Source organism: Pectobacterium wasabiae CFBP 3304 (genome assembly GCF_001742185.1).
Taxonomy (GTDB): Bacteria; Pseudomonadota; Gammaproteobacteria; order Enterobacterales; family Enterobacteriaceae; genus Pectobacterium; species Pectobacterium wasabiae.
In genome coordinates, this window is record NZ_CP015750.1 from 1,558,134 (window position 1) to 1,579,011 (window position 20,878).

Genomic DNA, 20,878 nt, shown 5'->3' on the forward strand with positions numbered 1-20,878 from the left:
GTTCCTGATGAGAATGGCTATCACTAATAACCCAGGAGGAAGACATGCACTCTCATCAGCACCACAGCGCTGAGAAATCAGCCTGCTGCAATAACGGCGTTCACCACGCGCCACGCAGTACCGCGCACAGCACGAAAAGCTGCTGTAATGCACACACGCAGCATTCGAACCACGCCGACCACAGTTGCTGTTCAACCAAGCATACGTCCGATGCCGCCGTTCAGACCGCATGTGGCACAGAGCAGCACTCGTCAGACAGCGGCGGTAGTGCGGATTCAGACGATCCCGATGGCGGAGACAGCGACAGGCCCCGATCCCACCAGCGTTTCAGTTGGAAAATCAGCGGGATGGATTGTCCCAGTTGCGCACGTAAAATCGAAAATGCAGTAAAAAATCTCACCGGAATTGAACAGGCCAAAGTGCTGTTCGCCACCGAAAAATTGGTGGTTGATGCCTACACCGATATTCGCCCTCAGGTTCAACATGCCGTTCAGCAAGCGGGCTTCACCTTGCAGGACACCGCACTTCCCATCGCCCCACCCGACACGTCTACCGTGCGTCGTTTCGTGCATGAATATGGTTTCTTAATACTTTTCACTCTGCTGGCTGCTGCAAGCTGGGGACTTTCCCTGCTAAGCGAGCGCGGCGGGCAGATCGCGTTTATCGCAACCACCCTTGTCGGGCTGATCCCAATCCTGAAAAAAACGGTGCAGCTCATTCGCACGGGTACGCCCTTCGCGATTGAAACACTGATGAGCGTGGCCTCCATCGGGGCGCTCTTGATTGGCGCGACCACCGAAGCCACGGTTATTTTGCTGCTGTTTATGCTGGGCGAATATCTAGAGTCTTACGCGGCAAGCCGTGCACGACGGGGCGTAACCGCACTGATGGCGCTGCTTCCTGAAGATGCTACGGTCGTCGGCAACGGGCAGCGACGCCTCGTCCCTGTTGCGAGTCTGGTCCCCGGAGATGTCATTGAAGTCGCTCCCGGCGGGCGGCTCCCTGCCGATGCGGAGCTATTGAACAACGACGCCAGTTTTGATGAAAGCGCCCTGACCGGTGAGTCGGTGCCTGTTGAGCGCACACCCGGTGAAAAAATTGCCGCTGGCAGCCTGTGTGTCGATCGGGTCGTACAGTTGCGAGTGGTTTCACAACCGGGCAACAGCGCCATCGACCGCATTCTGCAACTGATAGAAGAAGCGGAAGAGCGCCGCGCGCCGATAGAACGCTTCCTCGATAAGTTCAGCCGCTACTACACACCAGCCATTATGCTGCTGTCGCTGTTGGTGATTCTGGTGCCGCCGTTGCTGCTGGCACAGCCGTGGCAGGAATGGATTTATCGCGGGCTGACGCTGCTGTTAATCGGCTGTCCCTGTGCACTGGTGATCTCAACGCCTGCGGCGATTACGTCTGGGCTGGCTGCGGCAACACGCCGTGGAGCGCTAATTAAAGGCGGTGCCGCGCTGGAATCGCTGGGCAGCATCAAGACTATCGCATTTGATAAAACCGGCACGCTGACGGAAGGCAAGCCGCAGGTGACAGACGTGTTACCCGCCGCAGGTATTAGCGAAACGGCGCTGCTGACGCGCACCGCTGCGGTGGAATCGGGTTCGCACCATCCGCTTGCCAAAGCGATCGTCCAGCATGCACTGTCGAGCAGTACGTTCCTGCCGATGGCGGAAAACCGTAAAGCGCTGGCGGGTGTCGGCGTTGAAGGCACGATAGGCAGCAAGCGGATTCAGGTCAGCGCACCGACTCGCGTCGCGCCCGATCTGCTTGATGCCGACTGGTTGCAACGGGTTGATGCACTGGAAAGCGAAGGGAAAACCGTCGTGGTGGTGCAAGAAGATGACAGGTTGCTCGGCTTATTGGCGCTGAGCGATACGCTACGCCACGATGCGCGTGAAGCGTTGGATGCCTTACAGCAGTTGGGGATCCGCGGCGTCATGCTCACGGGTGATAACCCCCGCGCGGCGGCGGCCATTGCAGCGACATTGGGGATCGATTACCGCGCCAGTCTGCTCCCTGCCGATAAGGTCACGGCAGTCAGCGAATTGGGTCAGCAGCATCCTGTGGCAATGGTCGGCGACGGCATCAACGACGCACCGGCGATGAAAGCCGCAACGATCGGGATTGCGATGGGAAGCGGTACGGATGTAGCGCTGGAGACGGCCGATGCGGCATTAACGCACAGTCGCCTGACCGGGCTGGCGGCGATGATTAGCCTGTCGCGGGCGACACAGCGTAATATCCGTCAGAACATTACTATCGCGCTAGGGTTAAAAGCGGTCTTTCTGGTCACCAGTATTCTGGGTATTACTGGGCTGTGGCTGGCGGTGCTGGCAGATTCCGGCGCAACGGCGCTGGTCACGGCCAACGCGCTGCGGCTATTGAGAAAACAGGACTAATCGCGGTCTACGGTTCGCGGTGCAACGCCGCGCACCTGCGGCTTGAAGTATGACGAGTATTACCCTTTGCGCAGCAGATACCGATAGGGAATCTGCTCGGTCTCCTGCGCCAGAAGCTCATGCTCCATATACACGCAAAAACCGGGAATATCGCGAGTGGTGGCCGGATCGTCGGCAATAATCAGCAGCGTTTGCCCGGTTTCCATCTGGCGTACCGTCTTACGTACCATCATTACAGGCTCAGGGCAGCGTAGTCCCTGGGCATCAAGGGTTTTATCCGGGTTGGTAAAAGGATCGGTCATCAACGTTCTCAGTGCTGGAATCAAAAAACCGCCTTAGTTTACGCTGAGGATTTCCCGACGCAAGCGACGACAACGTTTGCACATAAAACAACCATCTTTTCTCGGCAAAACACATGTCCGTAGCGAAATAATTGCATTAGCGAAACAATTGCGTATTATGCCGCCGCGTTGCAGCATAAATCTGCACGTTATCTCTTGGGTTCCCTAACCCCAATAACCAAAAAGGTCACATTATGTATCGTTTTACTCCCCAGCAGCGGCTTACGGCGCTGATCTGGCTATCGTTGTTCCATATCCTGATCATTACGTCGAGTAATTATCTGGTCCAGCTCCCGGTATTGATTTTCGGTTTTCATACCACCTGGGGCGCATTTACCTTTCCGTTTATTTTTCTGGCGACTGACCTGACTGTGCGGATTTTCGGTGCGCCGCTGGCGCGTCGTATCATTCTGACCGTCATGGTGCCTGCGTTGGTGATTTCCTATCTAATTTCATCACTGTTCTATCAGGGATCGTGGCAGTCATTTGAGTCGTTGAATCAGGTGAATATCGTCGTGGCACGTATCGCCTGCGCCAGCTTCATGGCGTATGTTCTGGGCCAGATTCTGGATGTCCACGTCTTCAATCGGCTGCGCCAGAAACGCGCGTGGTGGGTGGCACCCGCCGTTTCAATCGTGTTTGGTAATTTTAGCGACACGCTGGCCTTTTTCTTCATCGCGTTTTACCGCAGTACCGATGCCTTCATGGCAGCAAACTGGGTTGAAATTGCGATGGTGGATTATGCCTTCAAGCTGTTGATCAGCCTGGCGTTCTTCCTGCCGATGTACGGTGTCATGTTGAACATGGTACTCAAACGTCTGAGCGAGCAGAAAGGCACTCCCAGCTATTACTCCGTCAGCAGTCACCATTAATTCCTATCAGGCGGCGATTCACGCCGCCTTTTCCCTTAAGTCACTCATCGTTTTGTAAAAATAACGCAGGTTCAAACAATGGTTTGCAACAACAAAATGCTTGTTTTTGCTACCTGAATAGGGTGCCATACTGTTATTACCTGTTTAAAAATATTACCTGTTAAAAAACGAGAGAAAGGGAACCTATGTCGAATGTAATCAAATACCTCGGTGTCGGCTTGCTTGTCGGACTGCTTGCTGCCTGTGATGGCAAAACGGATGACGCCGCAAAAGCAGGCGCACAAGATAAACCCGCCGCAGAAGCCAGCGCGAGCCAGAACATTGAATTAATGGAGGGTAAAATTGCGTTTACTCTACCAGCCGATATGCGTGACCAAAGCGGTAAAGTCGGTACACAAGCGAACAACATGCACGTTTACGCGAATGACAACGGGCAGAAAGCCGTCATCGTGATCCTAGGCGATAACACCACGGAAGAGTTGACCGTGCTAGCACAGCGTCTGGAAGATCAGCAGCGCACGCGTGACGCTAACCTTCAGGTCGTCACCAACAAAACCATCGACGTTGATGGCAAGAAACTGCAACAGCTCGACAGCATTATCACCAGCAGCGGACAGCAGGCTTATTCCTCTGTGGTATTAGGCAAAGTGGAAAACCAACTGCTGACCTTGCAGATCACGCTGCCAGCCAGCAATCAGCAACAGGCACAGAGCGAAGCAGAAGGCATCATCCACACGCTGAAGCTGAAATAATCGACGCTATTGTCTGAGAGTAGCCACTTCGGTGGCTATTCGAAGGACATAACAAAGCACGCAGAGCGGCGATAATGGATAGATCGTAAAGACGCTGTAAATACATCCATGTACGCTCGAGCCGCGCCATCCTTGGCGCGGACGCTTTACTCTTCTATTCCATTATCCCCGTTTTCATTTCATGAATTAGGATTGTCTACGGCCTGTATTATCGTTCTCTATACGCTGGTGATTCGCTGAGTCAGTCGCCACGTCAACGCCAGACCGCATAGCCCTAGCAGCGCCGCCGCCAGATAAATAGAAGCGATGCCGGTATAGCTCATCAGCACACCCGCCACCGGCCCGACGATGCCCAATGATAGGTCGAGGAATATCGTATAGGTTGCCAGCGCACTGCCCTGATTCTGTGGTGATACGGCCTTGACGGCTACAACACCCAGTGCCGGGAATACCAGAGAGAAACCCGCCCCCGCGAGGAATGCCCCCACTTCCGCCATGAGCGGTTGCGTTGCGCCCCACACCAGCAACAGGCCTACAATTTCAACCACAAAACACGCCATCGCTACGCGTAGCCCGCCAAATCGCTGAATACTGTTGGGGAAAACCAGTCGCGCGCCAACAAAAGCACAACTGAAAATGGTTAACGTCAGCGCAGCCCCATCCCAGTGACGATCGGCATAAAACAAGGTGATGAACGTGGCGATCACGCCAAAACCCGCGGAGGCGATCGCCAGAATAATGCCGTAAACCCAGACTTTCCCCAGCACTTCGCGGAAGGGGATCTTTTTACCGGGCGCGACCTGCACCGCTGGACGCGGCAGCGCAAAGATAATCGCCACGGCCGCACTCAGGATGATGCACACGGAGAGTAACTTTAGCCCGCCAACATGATTAAGCCAGACGCCGAGCGGTGCACCAATCGCCATAGCACCGTAAGTCGCAATGCCATTCCACGAAATCACGCGCCCGATATGTCGGGAACCCACGACGCCAACCCCCCAGAGCGTTGCACCTGTACCAGCGAAACTCTGTCCGGCACCCAGCACGACACGCCCGAAACACAATAGCAGCAGCGTGATGGCGGGCGATCCGTCGCTAAAAGCAGCAAGCAGGTAAAATACCCCGCTCAGCATAACGCCCACCAATCCCCAGACGACAATTTTCTTCGGCCCTTTTTCATCGGCGCTGCGACCGGCATGGGGACGGCTCAACAGCGTGGAGAAATATTGCAGGCTGATCACCAATCCGGCCCAGAATGCGCTATAGCCGAGGTGGTCATGCACATACCCCGGCAGCACCGCCAGCGGCAGGCCAATATTCAGATAGCTGGCGAAGTTGAACGCCACAATCGAAACGATGCGTAAATTGAGGCGCAGACCGCTCAACGCCGGTTCGGATGGGGAAGGTATTGGCATGAAAAATTCACTCGCTTAACGTCCATGTATGACGGACGTTCAAAAAACATCAAAAAGTAACATTCTTATATTGTTGGTTATAATCAAACTTATATTTTGTCTCTCAATAAACTAATCCCGAACACAGGAGAAACGCAATGCCTGTACCGGTAGACCCGGAACGTCAGTCACCATCGTCCACCCCAGAAGGGAATAAATCGCCACAGAAACCCCTCTCGTTTTTGGGCAAGAGCAAACGTCTGGCCGCACGAATTCAGGCGATTCCCAGCGTGGCGCACCTGATTCGCGCAGGCGAGCGTTTCAACGATCGCATGGGCAATCAGTTTGGCGCAGCCATTACCTATTTTTCCTTTCTGTCGCTGATCCCCATTCTCATGGTGTCCTTTGCTGCCGTGGGCTTCGTGTTGGCCTCCAATCCCGATCTACTGACAGGGCTGATCAATCGCATCGTTAACAGCATCAGCGATCCCAATCTGGCCAATACGCTGAAAAGTACCGTCAATACCGCCGTGCAGCAGCGTACCACCGTCGGGCTTACCGGTTTGCTGATCGCACTCTATTCCGGCATCAGTTGGATGGGAAACCTGCGTGAAGCGATTCGCGCCCAGTCGCGCGATGTATGGGAACGGAACCCGAAGGATGAAGAGAAGATTTACTTTCAGTACACGCGGGATTTCCTGTCGCTGACAGGGTTGGTCATTGCGCTCATCATTACGCTTTTCCTGACCTCCGTTGCGGGCACCGCGCAAAACATGATTGTGACCGCGCTGGGGTTAGATGGCATCGAGTGGTTGCGCCCCGCATTAACGCTAATTGCGCTATCAATTTCAATATTCGCCAACTATCTGTTATTCCTGTGGATATTTTTCGTCTTACCGCGCCATAAACCCAAGCGTAAAGCACTTTTTCGCGGCACGCTGATTGCCGCCGTCGGTTTTGAAGCCATCAAGTTCGCGATGACTGTCGCGCTGCCTAAACTCGCCAGTTCTCCTTCAGGAGCTGCGTTCGGCTCGGTCATTGGCCTGATGGCGTTCTTCTATTTCTTCGCTCGCCTGACGCTTTTCTGCGCCGCCTGGATCGCGACAGCGAATTATAAAGGCGACGTCTCGACAGACCAGAACGAGCAAGAGAAAGAACCGCCTTCTCCGCACTAAAAACAGCGGGAAAGCGCTGGTTTTCCGATCTGCGTCATGAAAAAATAAAACATCGTTTCAGAGCTATTGACTCAGTCTCACGTAATGTTGAGACTGAGGTTAATTTTCGCGTTTTTATACCCTAATAATTCGCGTCCCAGGGTACCTTTTAAACAGGCCAAAAGTGATGACAACAACTAACATTGCCGTAATCGGCGAATGCATGATCGAACTGTCGCAGAAGGGCACGGATCTTAACCGTGGATTTGGTGGCGATTCGCTGAACACCGCCGTTTACATTGCCCGTCAGGTAAACGCTGAGAAGCTGGGCGTGCATTACGTGACCGCACTCGGCACCGATAGCTTCAGTACCGAGATGGTTGCCGCCTGGCAGAACGAAGGGGTGAAAACCGATCTGGTTCAGCGACTGGACAACAAACTGCCCGGATTGTATTTCATTGAAACCGACAATAGCGGCGAGCGTACATTCTACTATTGGCGTAACGATGCCGCTGCCCGCTACTGGCTGGACAGCCCGGAAGCAGAAAAAATCGGTCAGGCGCTGGCTCAATTTGACTATCTCTACCTGAGCGGCATCAGTCTGGCGATCCTGAACGCCGAAAGCCGCCAGCGTCTCCTCGCCCTGCTGCGCGCCTGCCGCGCCAACGGCGGCAAAGTGATTTTTGATAACAACTATCGCCCACGTTTGTGGCAGAGCAAGGAAGAGACGCAACAAGCCTACACCGACATCCTGTCCTGTACGGATATTGCCTTCCTGACGTTGGATGACGAAGACATGCTGTGGGGCACGAAGCCGCTGGAAGCGGTGCTGGAACGGACGCACGGTTTGGGCGTTAGCGAAGTCGTCATCAAACGCGGTGCCGATTCCTGCATCGTGTCAGAGCGCGGACAAGCGCTGGTCGATGTCCCTGCAATAAAATTACCGAAAGAGAAAGTGGTCGATACCACCGCAGCAGGCGACTCCTTCAGCGCGGGCTATCTGTCAGTACGCCTGAACGGCGGCGGCACGCAGGAAGCCGCACAACGCGGTCACCTGACGGCTAGCACGGTCATTCAATACCGTGGCGCGATCATCCCGCTTGATGCAATGCCTGCGTAAACGTGACGTAGTGTGAGAATAAGCAAAAGGCCGCAACAGCGGCCTTTTCTATTTACTGATTGCGGGGTTACTGCGCAGCGGGAGCCTTGTCCTGCAGTTTGGCTTCTTCAGACGCTGCCGCAGGTACGTTGGCAACAGGTTCGACGGCTGGCGTCATAATCTGGTCGTAGGTTTCCTGCAACGCCTTCATATTCGCTTCGGGTTCACCCGGCTGTTGGATCAACATCATCGTCGTATCTTGTACCAGTTGCTGGTGCAGTTCCTGATTCAGGATGTCGAGCGTTAAGGCAGACAGATAAGCCTGACGCAGTTTCTGATACTGCTCGGGGGCAATATCCACCACGCCATTCTGCTGAGATCGCAGGCGCTGATCCATCAGGATGTCCGTGCTGGTACGCGCATAAGTGGCAAACAGCTTGTTCAGCTCGTCCGTCTTACGCGCGATTAATGCATCAAACTCTTGTTGTGTCAGCCCCTTTTCACGCAGCGTAGCCAGCTCGCGTGCCATAAACGTCACACCCGGTTCAACGCTCTCGCGATTCGGTACATCCATATGAATTGCGCACTGAGAACGGGTATAAAATACATTGCAGTCGAAACGGAGGTTGTTACCCTTCTGCGGACTCTTCTCCAGCACCTGCTGCAGGTGCCAGAACATCGCTTCTCGCGTCATGTCACCCAGCCAGTAGCGAACCAGCGCCTGAGATTCACGGATCGGATGCCACGGCGCATCCCACATCAGCGACAGCGTATCCTGCTGAGCGTTGTTATTCATCAGGCTGATCGCCTGCGGCGGCAGCGGGCTTAATGTCGGCAACGGCGCTGGCGCTTCGCGTTTCCCTTCCAACGGTGAGAAAGCTTTACCGATCTGCTCGAGCACGCTGCGGTTATCAACATGGCCAACGATGTAGAGCGTCATTGCATCTGGCGTATACCAGGTTTTATAAAATTGCTGGATCTGCTCGCCATTCAGCGGCGGTTTAACATCCTGAGCAGGATCGTGCGCCAACAGAGGTGACCCTTTCAGGCGATAGCGCCAGCTCGGGTCCTGCGGGTTAACCGGGAAGGTGGCAACCTGATCGGGCACCTTCAGCGCGGCCTGTAGCCTTTTTTCGTCGAACGTCATCTGTCCTGCACTTTCCGCCAGCCACGTCAGCGCTTCTTTCAGCAGTTCGGGACGATTATTCGGCAGGCTCAGGTTATACGACGTGAAATCATACGAGACAACGACTGGAGGAAGGGCGCGTGAGCTATTAGCGTCACGCAGCCACATGGAAGGTAGCTGGGCAGCGGACAGCTTATCGCCGGGCGCAAGGGCCAGACGGGGAAGAAAATGCGCAAAACCCACCTGCTGGGCGTTTTCCAGCAACGATCCGGCATTAACAACCAGGCGCAGCTCAACCCGATCGCCGGGGCGCTGTGGCGTGGTTAATAACTGCCAGGTAAAACCATTATCCAGTTTACCCTGCTGCCAGGCAGGATCGGGCTGTAGTGCTTCAGCCTGCACGCTGCTGCTGACCACGGCCAGCAACATACCACCAACGAAAAGCGCCTTTTTGGTGCCCTGCATGTGAACCCCTACTCATAGCTATCCAACATATAAATGTGGTTATTGTTGATCATTATGGTGGCCTTGCGTCTGCCACCGCACACTCTCGTGGATATATCACGGAAAAAATTGAAGACGCGAAGTGTACCATTCCCTTGGACAGCGCGCTTTTGTCTATGTCACTTCAGGAGGCGAAATAATCTGCAAAAAAGATAAAAATAGTCATATTTAACAATATTTTTACGTTTTTCGGCGGGTAAGAAGAGAGGGAGAAACGGTTTGGCTGGATTTGTTTACAGGCAAAAAATTTACAAACAAAAAAATTCCCCACGGATCGTTAACACCGCGGGGAACTGATTTAGAAAACCGAATTGGAATTACGACTGCGCCGTCGGCGTGGCCGCGTTATCGCTCTTCTTGTTACCAGACAGCTCAGCGTCCAGCGTCTTCTCATCCAGCTCGCGGCAGTATTTGGCTACCACGATAGTCGCAACACCGTTACCAATCAGGTTGGTCAGCGCACGGGCTTCTGACATGAAACGGTCAATACCCAGAATCAACGCCAGACCGGCAACAGGCAGGTGGCCCACGGCAGACAGCGTTGCTGCCAGCACGATAAATCCACTTCCCGTCACGCCTGCTGCGCCTTTAGAGGACAGCAGCAGCACCACCAGCAGCGTAATCTGATGCCAGATATCCATGTGGCTGTTGGTTGCCTGAGCGATAAACACCGCCGCCATCGTCAGATAGATGGAGGTGCCATCAAGGTTGAACGAGTAGCCAGTAGGAATGACCAGACCGACGACGGATTTTTTACAACCCACCTTCTCCATCTTCTCCAGCATACGTGGCAGCACGGATTCAGAAGAGGATGTACCCAGTACGATCAGCAGTTCTTCACGGATGTAGCGAATGAATTTGAAGATACTGAAGCCCGTTGCTTTCGCAATACTGCCCAACACCAGAAATACAAACAGAACGCAGGTGAGGTAGAAGCAGAGGATCAGTTGTCCCAACTGCACCAGCGTACCGACACCATATTTACCGATGGTGAAGGCCATGGCACCGAACGCACCCAGAGGAGCCAATTTCATGATCATGTTAATGACGCCGAAAATGACCTTGGAGAAGCTGTCGATTACATCAAAAATCACTTTGCCCTTTGGCCCCAGGCGGTGCAGCGCAAAGCCGAACATCACAGCAAACAGCAGAACCTGCAAGATATTACCGCTGGCAAACGCACCGACCACACTCGCTGGTATCACATCCATCAGGAACGGAATCAGACCCTGTTGCGAAGCCTGCTGGGTATAAACCGCCACCGCAGACGCATCGAGCGAGCTTGGGTCGATGTTCATGCCCACGCCAGGTTGCACAACGTTAACCACGATCAGGCCGATAATCAGCGCAATCGTACTCACAATTTCAAAATACAGCAGCGCGGCCGCACCAGTACGACCGACCGACTTCATACTTTCCATGCCTGCGATACCGGTGACTACCGTACAGAAGATAACCGGCGCAATAATCATTTTAATTAATTTAACAAACCCATCGCCCAGCGGCTTCATTTGCTCGCCAAGCTGGGGGTAGAAATGCCCCAGCAGGATCCCTATCGTAATGGCGGCAAGAACCTGAAAATAAAGACTTTTAAAAATAGATGTTTTCATACATACGTCCTATGGTGGGGAAAACACAGGAGGGAAATAGGGTACGAAAATGCCGCCTGTGATTGCGCCGGAAAGTAACATTGCAATAACAAGCTGAGAATGTTTTATAAGTTTAGTTTGTGAACAATAGGTTAAAACAAGAGCTGAATCACGTCAGCAAGAGTCATAAAGAAACATTAGTGCAATTTACTTGTAACAGATGCACATTTTTTCGGCAGATAAAACCCCATAAAAGCCGTCAAACCCCCGACACACGGGGAAAGTGCTTGTCAGGAAACGCCGCCATGAAAAATAACATTTTCGTTACCTATTGATACTCAGGAAGACGCGATGAGGAGATGAATACCGCATTTTTTATCACGCCGCGCCAGTTGCATGGCAAAGCGCGCCTGTGACAAAAGCAGCGCCGCCTCCTCTGGTCGAGGGTCGGTAATCGTCAGGATACCCGTGCTGACAGCCCGCACAGGCTGGGAGCCCGTAGGTAAGAAGGGGGAATTAATCGCCAGCATCACGTTTTGCGCCCACTCTTGCTCCCGTCCGGCGGATTCCAGTGTTTTCCCGATGATAGCGAACTCGTCACCATCGAGGCGCGCCAGATATATGCTCCCTGCCCCATTTTGTTCTTCTATCACCGTTTGGAGTTGCTTGGTCAACACAGCCATATCGCCCTGACTGGCCGAGGAATCAAGCCCAAAAACGAGCAGGCTAAACGGGGTAGCGTCCGCCAGACGCTGTTCAAGGCGTCGTATAAAATGCGCGTTGTCCGGTAGCCCCACGCTTTCAGTTCCGGCAGAGAGAGACTGCTCCAGCAACTGTTGATTACGATTGTAGCTGCGCACCAGCGCGCCCAGTTCATCATCCTGATGCCAGGGCGGCAGCGTAAGCGGGCGGTGGAGCACCGCATCCGGCGGTAGATTCTGTAACTCGACAATAATCCCACGCAGCGGGTGTATCAGTAAGCGGTTAATACACCAGGTAATGGCGATCGACATAATCAATGCCAGCAGCAGATACGTCGCCAACATGGTTGAAAAGGTGCTGACGATAAATTGATACATCCGATAGGAATCCGCCTGCAAGACCAGGTGCGCCAGCGGTGCCGAATATTGCGTCTGCGGCGGCGAATAGAGTGGAATAGAGATACGGATCGGCAGCTTAAAGACCCGCGCGATCCAGTCCGGCACCGGGCGTTCTTTCGGGAAATTAGCGTGTAACGTCTGGAAATCATCAGGCAGCAATACATCTGCCCGGCTAAGAAAGGCAACCGGCAGCAAGCTATCCAGAATATTGCCTGCACGTTGCACTTCACCTTGTAACACCGCATCCGTCAGCGGTTGACGCACGGAATACGCAATGCTCTCCAACTGCTTGGCATAATCTTCACGGCGCTGATGAACGAAGTGAAAAAGCTGTATGACGATAAACAGGCTGATCGTTACCAGTGCCACGGCAGACACGGCTGTCATCTGTTTAATCGTTAATGAACGTCTGAGCCGCAAGCGCTTTCTCCGTCAACCTGTTATGCAGACCTGAATACCTATCCCGCTAAATAAAAATAGACGGGCAACACGCCGCGCGAAAAACGCACCGCCACACGCAGTAACACGCTACAAATAGTATAAGTCAGCTTGTCACCGCCTCAACGCGGTTTTCTGCTGGTACTCAGGGGATTTCATCTTAATCTTAGGCTCCCGTAACGCGGCCTCAGAATAGGGGATATCCCCTGCATAAGCCAGCGCGGCTATTCAGGGACAGAGTGAAGATAACAAGCGATGAAGAAAGGCGGGCAGCGGCAGCGTCGCCGCTACCCGATAAGACGTGCGATGACGGGCTAATACTGCTCACTTAAGCCCGTTTTTAGGGGAAACACAGGGGCGTGCCCCACCACTGTGTTTTCCCGTGTATCTCGATGCTTGAACCACTGACATTACGTTATGATGGTTACACTATTGCGGATATGGCACCCAGTCTCCACCGTTCAGACGAATGTAGGGTTTTCCCTGATATTGCATCACGATCGCGTTCTCATTCTCCGAGATCGCTTCCGTTTGCGGCAGTGTGCTCGCCAGCGTTTGCCAATCCACAGAAGGCGCGGTGAACACTTTACCGTCCACCATGCGTGCAACCAGCTCCGAAATCGCCAGATAACTGCTCGGTGACGTCACCTCAAGCGCATTGCCCTGATGCGGTGCCTGCAAACCAAACAGTTTCACGCCGACAGGAATATGCGTAATGCTCGGGCTGGGGATATCGCGCAGCCCGGACATTTGCATCTTATCGCCAGCCAGCGCTGCGCCGTGCTCCGGTACTACCACCACCATGACTTTGCGACCAGATTTCTGCAACACGTCAAAAAAAGCATCCAGTTGGTCAAACAGAATCTTTGCACGTGGCGCATAGTCAGCCGACTGGTTGGTGCCTACAAAGCGGTTACCGTCATGCAGCGGAATCAGGTTAAAGAACGTTGCATTACGCGTCGTCGTCGCTTTATCTCGCTCGCCCAGCCAACGATTTAACAGCTCCAAATCGTTATAAATCGGTTCGCCGTCGAATGAGGTAATCTGGTGGCTGATGCCCTCCTGCGACAGCATCGGAATCTGGATGTCACCCTCTTCACGCACCTCGCGCAGGTAATTCCCGAAGATGCCGGAATGATCGAGCATCAGTTGCTCTTCAAAACCCAGCTTCACCAAATTACTGAACAGGAAGCACTGCTGGTTCACCGGCTGGTACAAATCGGTGTGAGACTGTTGACCACAGCTTGCCCGCAGCAGGCGAATTGACGCTGGTCCGCTATACGCGGTAGCGGAGTTAAACTGCCGGAACAGGATATCGAATTTCTTCCACAGCGGATGATTATCCAACTGCGCCACCTCTATATCCGACCATGCCAGCGAACAGATATTGATAATCAGGATATCAAAAGGCTGCGCATCCTGCGGCAGCGTGGTAGGAAACGCCGTGGTCCGCGCTTTTTCTCGCGTATAAAACTGGTTCAGATAAGCCGTAAGGTTCGCGTTCGTTGGCGGTAAGGTGGCCTCGGGCAGCGCGGTTCCTCCGCCCGTTGGGGAAGCCGCTGCCGAGGGGGTTGGCGTCGTCGCTACCGCGGGCATCAGCGAAACGGCAGGCCCCGCCAGATTGACAACGTTTAGCCATGCCAGCGCCGCCACGGTAAACACCGTAATACGAATCCACTGCGCGAAGAACAGGTAGGCCACGGTAATAACCACCGCCGCCCCGACCATTTGCCAGTTAATGAAGCGATTTAACAGCTCAAGCAAATAGGCGGCGCTAAAGCCAACAACCTGTGTCCCCTGGCTGAGAATACTGTTGATGCCCGGCAGCCAGGTGTCGTGGTAAAACAGCCCGATACCGAGCGGAATGGCAATAATATGACGCCAGCGATGCAGTGTGACATTGGGGATCGGGAGCAGCAAAAACGCCAGAAACACCAGATTAAGCAGTGGATGAAAATTCAGGTACCCAAACCATAACAGGGCAAACTTCAGCAAAAAATACAGATTCCAGGCACCGAGGCCACGCCAGTAGCGCCATATATGTTGCTGTTTTTGCGAGTCCTGTTGTTGCCTACGTGTTTTTTCGTCCATTTTATTTTTTAGTCTCTGCTGAAGTCGGCTTGGTTGAAGAAGGGCTACGCATCCAGACACTTGCTGGCTTCAGGTAGCGTGGCGACAATAGCCTGTTTTTCCAATACCGAAGCCAGTGGGGGATCACTCGGTGCGCCAGATAGCCAAGCGTAAAGAAGACAACCGCGCTTAATAGCACCAGTTGAACGATATCAATCAGATTCATCATGATAGTTCTCCCGGTACACGGGCCGGTAAATCGGGCGACAGTAAATCAATAGCAATAGGCTCACGCCGCGGCGTCTGGCGGCGCGGTACAGATTCGGTCTGCTGCAGTTGGACATAATCATTAATCTGTTGTTCCTGTCCGGACGTGCTGTCCTGCATCAACGATTTGATTTCCGCTACAATCTGTAAGTCTTGTGACCACACAATCCGATTACTGAACACTTCATCTACCGGCAGACGGAAGATAGATTTCAACGCGATATCCAATTCATTCAGACGACAATTAGACAGGAATAAAAACAGACGACCCTGCGCGATCGTGACGACATCGCCAAAACGTCGCAGCGTGCACAGCGTCAGCGCCTGTGCCGCGCGCACCCCCGGCACCGGGCGCAATGCCACCAGCACGCCTTTGCTGCCTTCTGGCATCAACGTACTATCAATCAACATCTGCACAGACTGCCGAAAGGTCTCAGGCGGCTGGTAGCCCTTAATCTGTAGCGGCCGCATGGTGGTCAGCAGCACCTCGACATCGACAGGAACATGTTTAGTAAAGCGCTGCCCTTGCACACTTTCAATCCGCGTCAGGAAGCGAGATAGTGGCTCTGAATGGGAGACAATAAGATTTGCGCCACACGCCAATAATAGACGCTCATCGCTGGCACGCAGGCAGGGCTTCATTTCCCGCACCACAATCTTCAGCAATTCGCCACGCTGCCGCCGCAGGCTATGAACCTGTTTGACGAGGGTATCGACCTGAATAGTCTGATTGAGTGCAAAAACGAGGGTAGCCGCATTCGTCAGCATGCCGGTTTGTACCAAAATGGCGTTGTCATCCAGTAGCTGCCAGTTTTCTGATAGCGCGGGAGCCCCTTCCATCACGCTCTTCTCCATCAGAAAAAGCCCATCGTCATTCAGAGACGGCGTGAGGACGGGCTCCTCTTCCGTCAGCATTTGCCAGCCATCATTATCGGGTTGCAGCATTTGTACCTTATTCGCCCGCACGCCTCTTTCCGTTGCCCACCATGACACCAGATACTGTGCACGATCCTGTTGCCATTGCAGGCTGGCCAAACCGTAAAGCCCGCGATGTTGGGAGATCAGCATATTCCTCAGCCGGGTTACGCCGCTGCTATGGCTGAGAACCACCAGCGTACACTGGCGCTGATGTAACCATACGGCCGTGTCATCCACCCAACGTTGTAATCTTTCCGGTGAAATATCTCGCCACAGACTGGCGGGCGCATACAGCACTAACAGGCGATGTTTCGGACGTAATGCGCGCATCAAGTCGTCAGTTAAATTCAGCAACGCAGCTTTATTTTCCGGCAATATATAGCAAGATAACTGTTTTATTTCGGTATTAAATAATGTTGTCAACAGCGCGTCAGACCGTTCCCCGCAGCCGATTAACGCCACTCTCGCGTCGTTATTTTGGTTGTGCATAATTTGTTGGCAAAATAATGCGGCATCAACCTGTCGATCAATATTCACCCAATAAAATCCCGCCAACTGGAGCGTAGCCAGTTCATCCCAAAGGTGACGGATACCTAATGAAAAGTTCTGCTTCATAGACTGATTTCTTTTCCGTTAATGGCGGCAACCAACCAATCAAAATAAACTCTAGCAGCCCCTTGGAGGATCACAACGTCCCGCCATTAATTATTCCGCCCCCTTAATACACCCCAAATAATTCGAGTTTCAGGAAGGCGGCAAGAGAGGGACAAATTCGTCGGAAACGAATTTGACCAGCCAACGGCTGGCCTCCGGTGAGAGACAGGATGTCTCTCATTTCATCCCGATGAGCTTACACAAGTCAGTGATTCGGGTGAGTAAACGTAGCCAACGCACATGCAACTTGAAGTATTACGGGTATAAAGGGTTCATTACTATTTTTATCTGCCCACATTGCAATCAGCAATTCGTTGCTATAGTTAATTGGCCTGCACGACTATTTTATTAAAGACAGCAAAGGCGTAAGCCTTTATCTGCCAGACTATCTGGTGTGGGCGCAGTAAAAGAACCACTACATCTGCCATTCAGATGTTTCCCTTTATCGTTCTCAATGATAATGGATAGCCTATTTCAGAGGCATGGGATGAATAACGAACCGACTCGTATAGATACCAGCGCACGCGCCGATTTAACCGAAAATGCAAGAGCCGATGACGATCTCCGGGTCCTCAGTCAGGCTTTTTCTTTGCCTGAAATAAACTATATCGATATTTCCCGTCAGGCGCGTCTGAGCCAAATGATGGCTCGCTGGCCGCTGCTGGATGAATTAAAAGAACCGGCTGGGAGCAACTGACAATGCCCGTTATTGCATTGCAAGGAATCCGCGGAGGTGTAGGAACCACCTCGATAACCGCCGCATTGGGGTGGGCTTTCCAACGGTTGGGCGAATCTGCGCTGGTGATTGATTTTTCGCCAGACAATTTGCTACGCATTAACTTTAATATGCCGTTTGAGCAGCGTCGCGGTTGGGCACGGGCGGAAGCTGACGGCGCATCGTGGCAAACCGGTGCCATGCAGTATCTCCCCGGTCTGGATTTTCTGCCATTTGGTCGCCTGAGCATGCAGGAAGTCGCCACGCTGCAACAGCATTACCACCAGCACTCCGCACTCTGGCAAAACAATCTAACGCAACTCAGCGCGGCAGGTCGCCACCGTTGGGTGCTGATCGACGTGCCGGCAGACAATAGCCCGCTCGCGCGCCAGGCGTTAGCTACCGCAAACACCGTTTTTCAGGTGGTGGTGGCCGATGCCAACTGCCATTCACGGTTACATCAACAGGCGTTACCACGTCAGTGCCATTTTCTGGTTAATCAGTTTTCTACCCTCAGTACACTCCAGCAGGATTTGCACCAACTCTGGCTGCACACGCTGTCACACCTGCTGCCGCTGGTAGTACACCGTGACGAAGCGTTGTCAGAATCACTGATGCTGAAACAACCGCTGGGCGAATGCCGCCCGGACAGTGTGGCAGCGGAAGAGATCATGACGCTGGCAAACTGGTGCCTGATTCACGTCAAGGAAAACGGCGTATGAGTGGCATCCTGCGCGTATTCCTCGTTCCGCCCGCCAGACAGGCGATACAGCAGCGCTATCGCGGCTATCGTCAGCAGGGTGCCCCCGCCTTTGCGGCCTTTTTCGCTACGCTGTTTGCAATACTCGGCTGGATCTTCCTGCGGCTGGAGTCTGACGGCTGGCAACAAATTCGCGCACAGCGGACCTATTGGTTCCCGCATATTTCGCCTCAGCGCCCGCGTCCAGCCGATGTGCTTCGCTATCTGACACAGAGTATTTGGCTGCTGACCATCAAAAACGGCCAGTTACCCACATCACGGCGTAATTACTTCTCCGCGCTACCGCGCTGGCGGCAGCGCTACATGAACGCACAGCAAACGCTATTTACCCGCTTTAGCCACGCGAATACTGACGACAGTGAATCAGGCACCACGCGGATGAACCGCGTACAAAGGCTGGTCACGGTGGCACTGAGTCTGCTGTGTGCGGCACTGGCGTTTCTGTGCATCACGCAGCCGTTTGATTTGCTATCACAGTTTATTTTCATGACGCTGCTGTGGGGCATTGCCATGCTCGTTCGCAACATGCCGGGACGCATGCCGACGCTCATGATGATCGCGCTCTCTTTCACGGTTTCGTGTCGTTACCTGTGGTGGCGCTATACCGAAACCCTAAACTGGGACGATCCCGTCAGCCTAGTATGCGGACTGTTGCTGCTGGCAGCGGAAACCTACGCCTGGGTGGTGTTGGTTCTGGGCTATTTCCAGACGATTTGGCCGCTCAACCGTCATCCCGTTTCGCTGCCGGAAGACAGCACAACGTGGCCAGCCGTCGATCTGATGATCCCAACCTACAATGAACCGTTGAGCGTGGTGAAACCGACGGTGTATGCCGCATTGGGCATCGATTGGCCTAAAGATAAACTCAACATCTATATTCTGGATGACGGCGGTCGCGCCGAATTTAAAGCCTTCGCGGAGGAGGTCGGCGTCCATTACATCGCCCGCGTCACGCACGAACATGCCAAAGCCGGTAACATCAACAATGCTCTGAAGCAGGCGAAAGGCGAGTTCGTCGCCATTTTCGACTGCGACCATGTCCCCACCCGCTCCTTTCTGCAATTAACCATGGGATGGTTTTTTAAAGACAAAAAGCTGGCGATGCTACAGACGCCGCACCATTTCTTCTCACCCGACCCGTTCGAACGCAATCTGGGGCGCTTCCGCCGCACACCCAATGAGGGTACGCTGTTCTACGGTCTGGTTCAGGACGGTAACGACATGTGGGACGCTACGTTCTTCTGCGGCTCCTGCGCCATCCTACGGCGGAAACCGCTGGATGAGATTAGCGGCATCGCGGTCGAAACGGTAACGGAAGATGCCCACACCTCGCTGCGTCTGCATCGCCGTGGTTACAGCTCGGCCTATATCCGCATTCCACAGGCAGCCGGACTGGCGACCGAGAGCCTGTCGGCCCACATCGGGCAACGCATTCGCTGGGCACGCGGCATGGTGCAGATCTTCCGGTTGGATAACCCGCTGTTAGGCAAAGGGCTGAAACTGGGGCAACGGCTGTGTTACGCCAACGCCATGATGCACTTTCTATCCGGTATTCCCCGGCTGATCTTCCTGACCGCCCCGCTGGCGTTTCTGCTGCTCCACGCCTACATCATTTTCGCCCCTGCGCTGGCAATCGCACTCTACGTGCTGCCACACATGGTGCATGCCAGCCTGACCAACTCGCGTATTCAGGGGCGCTACCGTCACTCGTTCTGGAGTGAGATCTATGAAACCGTGTTGGCGTGGTACATCGCCCGCCCGACCACCGTAGCGCTGTTTAACCCTCACAAAGGGAAATTCAACGTGACAGCCAAAGGTGGGCTGGTTGAAGAACAGCATGTCGATTGGGTGATTACGCGACCTTATCTGGTGCTGGTGCTGCTGAATATTGCTGGCGTGGTGTATGGCATCTGGCGTTTGATTGACGGGCCGACGGAAGAGATCATGACCGTGCTCATTAGCCTGCTCTGGGTCGCGTATAACATGACCATTTTAGGGGGTGCCGTCGCGGTCGCGGTAGAGGCCAAACAGGTGCGACAGGCACACCGGGTGGAGATGTCGATGTCTGCCGCCATTCTGCGCACCGATGGCCACCTTTTCCCCTGCGTCCTGCGCGATTATTCCGATGGTGGTGTCGGCGTTGAAACCCGTGAATCAGGCATTCTCCAAGTCGGGGACAACGTCTCGCTGTTATTAAAACGCGGTCAGCAGGAGTACGCCTTCCCTTTCAGCGTCACCCGCGCGTTCGGCAACAAAATTGGCTTGCGCATGGCCAACCTGACCATCCGTCAACACATCGATTTCATTCAATGCACTTTTGCACGCGCCGACACCTGGGCACTCTGGCAAGACAGCTTTCCGCAGGATAGACCCGTCGAAAGTTTGGTTGATGTACTGGCACTCGGCTTTCGCGGCTACCTGCGACTGGCAGATTACGCGCCGCCCGTCATACGCAATATCATCCTGGCCTTCCTCACCATCGTGGTATGGGTAGTGTCATTCATCCCACGCTATGTAGGAAGACGCACCGTAACCGACCAGTCAGGCGCTGCGCAGCCGGAAAAGGCCGTACATCGGGGTAAGACGCCGTCTACCCATGAAACACGATTTGCACAAGAGAACCTGTTTACAGAAAAAACAGTGGCTTGATTGCCATTCACAGGCCGTGACCAACGGTCTTTTTCCCGACAAAGAGAAAGACCCTTAACATTGATGAT

The 20,878-nt window shown here is 53.7% G+C and carries 16 protein-coding genes; 8 read left to right on the forward strand and 8 right to left on the reverse strand.

Features of this window, described 5'->3' with window-relative positions; translation table 11 throughout:
* The first annotated feature begins 44 nt into the window (after positions 1 to 44).
* Positions 45 to 2,408: a zinc/cadmium/mercury/lead-transporting ATPase gene (locus tag A7983_RS06995; RefSeq protein WP_005976414.1), complete on the forward strand. Its 2,364-nt coding sequence runs from the start codon at positions 45 to 47 to the stop codon at positions 2,406 to 2,408.
* 59 nt (positions 2,409 to 2,467) lie between these two features.
* Here the strand turns inward: A7983_RS06995 and tusA are convergent, their stop codons facing one another.
* Positions 2,468 to 2,710, reverse strand: coding sequence for a sulfurtransferase TusA (tusA, locus tag A7983_RS07000; RefSeq protein WP_005976412.1), 243 nt, complete (start codon positions 2,708 to 2,710; stop codon positions 2,468 to 2,470).
* 233 nt (positions 2,711 to 2,943) lie between these two features.
* On the opposite strand from tusA, the gene A7983_RS07005 reads away from it, so the two are divergent.
* Positions 2,944 to 3,621, forward strand: a complete 678-nt coding sequence (locus tag A7983_RS07005; protein ID WP_005976410.1) for a 7-cyano-7-deazaguanine/7-aminomethyl-7-deazaguanine transporter — start codon at positions 2,944 to 2,946, stop codon at positions 3,619 to 3,621.
* 185 nt (positions 3,622 to 3,806) lie between these two features.
* Entirely contained in the window at positions 3,807 to 4,373 is a 567-nt protein-coding gene (locus tag A7983_RS07010; RefSeq protein ID WP_005976408.1) for a DcrB family lipoprotein, read from the forward strand.
* A 218-nt stretch (positions 4,374 to 4,591) separates the two neighbouring features.
* Here the strand turns inward: A7983_RS07010 and A7983_RS07015 are convergent, their stop codons facing one another.
* Complete coding sequence (locus tag A7983_RS07015; protein WP_005976406.1) at positions 4,592 to 5,788, reverse strand: MFS transporter; 1,197 nt, start codon at positions 5,786 to 5,788, stop codon at positions 4,592 to 4,594.
* A gap of 137 nt (positions 5,789 to 5,925) precedes the next feature.
* Between A7983_RS07015 and yhjD the strand changes: the two genes are divergently transcribed.
* Positions 5,926 to 6,942, forward strand: a complete 1,017-nt coding sequence (yhjD, locus tag A7983_RS07020) for an inner membrane protein YhjD (protein ID WP_005976404.1) — start codon at positions 5,926 to 5,928, stop codon at positions 6,940 to 6,942.
* Positions 6,943 to 7,108: 166 nt separating this feature from the next.
* Positions 7,109 to 8,041 (forward strand): 2-dehydro-3-deoxygluconokinase, encoded by a 933-nt coding sequence (kdgK, locus tag A7983_RS07025; RefSeq protein ID WP_005976401.1) that lies wholly within the window; start codon positions 7,109 to 7,111, stop codon positions 8,039 to 8,041.
* Positions 8,042 to 8,108: 67 nt separating this feature from the next.
* On the opposite strand, the gene A7983_RS07030 is transcribed toward kdgK, so the two are convergent.
* From A7983_RS07030 to bcsE, 6 genes are all read right to left on the reverse strand, one after another.
* Positions 8,109 to 9,611 carry a M16 family metallopeptidase gene (locus tag A7983_RS07030; protein WP_005976399.1) on the reverse strand — a complete coding sequence of 501 codons (1,503 nt, stop codon included), beginning with the start codon at positions 9,609 to 9,611 and terminating at the stop codon, positions 8,109 to 8,111.
* A 356-nt stretch (positions 9,612 to 9,967) separates the two neighbouring features.
* The gene (locus A7983_RS07035; RefSeq protein ID WP_005976397.1) at positions 9,968 to 11,260 is read right to left on the reverse strand and encodes a dicarboxylate/amino acid:cation symporter; all 1,293 of its coding nucleotides are present in this window, start codon (positions 11,258 to 11,260) and stop codon (positions 9,968 to 9,970) included.
* Positions 11,261 to 11,577: 317 nt separating this feature from the next.
* Positions 11,578 to 12,759: a diguanylate cyclase domain-containing protein gene (locus A7983_RS07040; protein WP_005976395.1), complete on the reverse strand. Its 1,182-nt coding sequence runs from the start codon at positions 12,757 to 12,759 to the stop codon at positions 11,578 to 11,580.
* Between the two features lie 447 nt (positions 12,760 to 13,206).
* Entirely contained in the window at positions 13,207 to 14,868 is a 1,662-nt protein-coding gene (gene bcsG / locus A7983_RS07045) for a cellulose biosynthesis protein BcsG (RefSeq protein ID WP_005976392.1), read from the reverse strand.
* A 1-nt stretch (position 14,869) separates the two neighbouring features.
* Entirely contained in the window at positions 14,870 to 15,073 is a 204-nt protein-coding gene (gene bcsF / locus A7983_RS07050; RefSeq protein WP_081503829.1) for a cellulose biosynthesis protein BcsF, read from the reverse strand.
* Positions 15,073 to 16,647 carry a cellulose biosynthesis protein BcsE gene (gene bcsE / locus A7983_RS07055; protein WP_005976387.1) on the reverse strand — a complete coding sequence of 525 codons (1,575 nt, stop codon included), beginning with the start codon at positions 16,645 to 16,647 and terminating at the stop codon, positions 15,073 to 15,075. Before bcsE ends, bcsF begins: the two co-directional genes overlap by 1 nt.
* A gap of 526 nt (positions 16,648 to 17,173) precedes the next feature.
* Here bcsE and bcsR point away from each other — a divergent pair.
* Genes bcsR through bcsA form a run of 3 tightly spaced genes read left to right on the forward strand, consistent with a single transcriptional unit; the run spans position 17,174 to position 20,810 of the window.
* On the forward strand, positions 17,174 to 17,383 hold the full coding sequence (gene bcsR, locus A7983_RS07060; RefSeq protein WP_005976385.1) for a cellulose biosynthesis protein BcsR: 210 nt from the start codon (positions 17,174 to 17,176) through the stop codon (positions 17,381 to 17,383).
* Positions 17,384 to 17,385: 2 nt separating this feature from the next.
* Positions 17,386 to 18,123, forward strand: coding sequence for a cellulose biosynthesis protein BcsQ (gene bcsQ / locus A7983_RS07065; protein WP_005976383.1), 738 nt, complete (start codon positions 17,386 to 17,388; stop codon positions 18,121 to 18,123).
* Positions 18,120 to 20,810, forward strand: coding sequence for a UDP-forming cellulose synthase catalytic subunit (gene bcsA, locus A7983_RS07070; protein ID WP_005976380.1), 2,691 nt, complete (start codon positions 18,120 to 18,122; stop codon positions 20,808 to 20,810). The genes bcsQ and bcsA overlap by 4 nt, the downstream gene beginning before the upstream one ends.
* Positions 20,811 to 20,878 lie beyond the last annotated feature (68 nt).

Bases quoted from the DNA above. Each gene is read 5' to 3' on its own strand.
- A7983_RS07035 (WP_005976397.1), bottom strand. From the start codon at position 11,260: ATGAAAACATCTATTTTTAAAAGTCTTTATTTTCAGGTTCTTGCCGCC.
- A7983_RS07030 (WP_005976399.1), bottom strand. From the start codon at position 9,611: ATGCAGGGCACCAAAAAGGCGCTTTTCGTTGGTGGTATGTTGCTGGCC.
- bcsQ (WP_005976383.1), top strand. From the start codon at position 17,386: ATGCCCGTTATTGCATTGCAAGGAATCCGCGGAGGTGTAGGAACCACC.
- A7983_RS07015 (WP_005976406.1), bottom strand. From the start codon at position 5,788: ATGCCAATACCTTCCCCATCCGAACCGGCGTTGAGCGGTCTGCGCCTC.
- bcsR (WP_005976385.1), top strand. From the start codon at position 17,174: ATGAATAACGAACCGACTCGTATAGATACCAGCGCACGCGCCGATTTA.
- kdgK (WP_005976401.1), top strand. From the start codon at position 7,109: ATGACAACAACTAACATTGCCGTAATCGGCGAATGCATGATCGAACTG.
- yhjD (WP_005976404.1), top strand. From the start codon at position 5,926: ATGCCTGTACCGGTAGACCCGGAACGTCAGTCACCATCGTCCACCCCA.
- tusA (WP_005976412.1), bottom strand. From the start codon at position 2,710: ATGACCGATCCTTTTACCAACCCGGATAAAACCCTTGATGCCCAGGGA.
- bcsE (WP_005976387.1), bottom strand. From the start codon at position 16,647: ATGAAGCAGAACTTTTCATTAGGTATCCGTCACCTTTGGGATGAACTG.
- bcsF (WP_081503829.1), bottom strand. From the start codon at position 15,073: ATGAATCTGATTGATATCGTTCAACTGGTGCTATTAAGCGCGGTTGTC.
- A7983_RS07010 (WP_005976408.1), top strand. From the start codon at position 3,807: ATGTCGAATGTAATCAAATACCTCGGTGTCGGCTTGCTTGTCGGACTG.
- A7983_RS06995 (WP_005976414.1), top strand. From the start codon at position 45: ATGCACTCTCATCAGCACCACAGCGCTGAGAAATCAGCCTGCTGCAAT.
- bcsA (WP_005976380.1), top strand. From the start codon at position 18,120: ATGAGTGGCATCCTGCGCGTATTCCTCGTTCCGCCCGCCAGACAGGCG.
- A7983_RS07005 (WP_005976410.1), top strand. From the start codon at position 2,944: ATGTATCGTTTTACTCCCCAGCAGCGGCTTACGGCGCTGATCTGGCTA.
- bcsG (WP_005976392.1), bottom strand. From the start codon at position 14,868: ATGGACGAAAAAACACGTAGGCAACAACAGGACTCGCAAAAACAGCAA.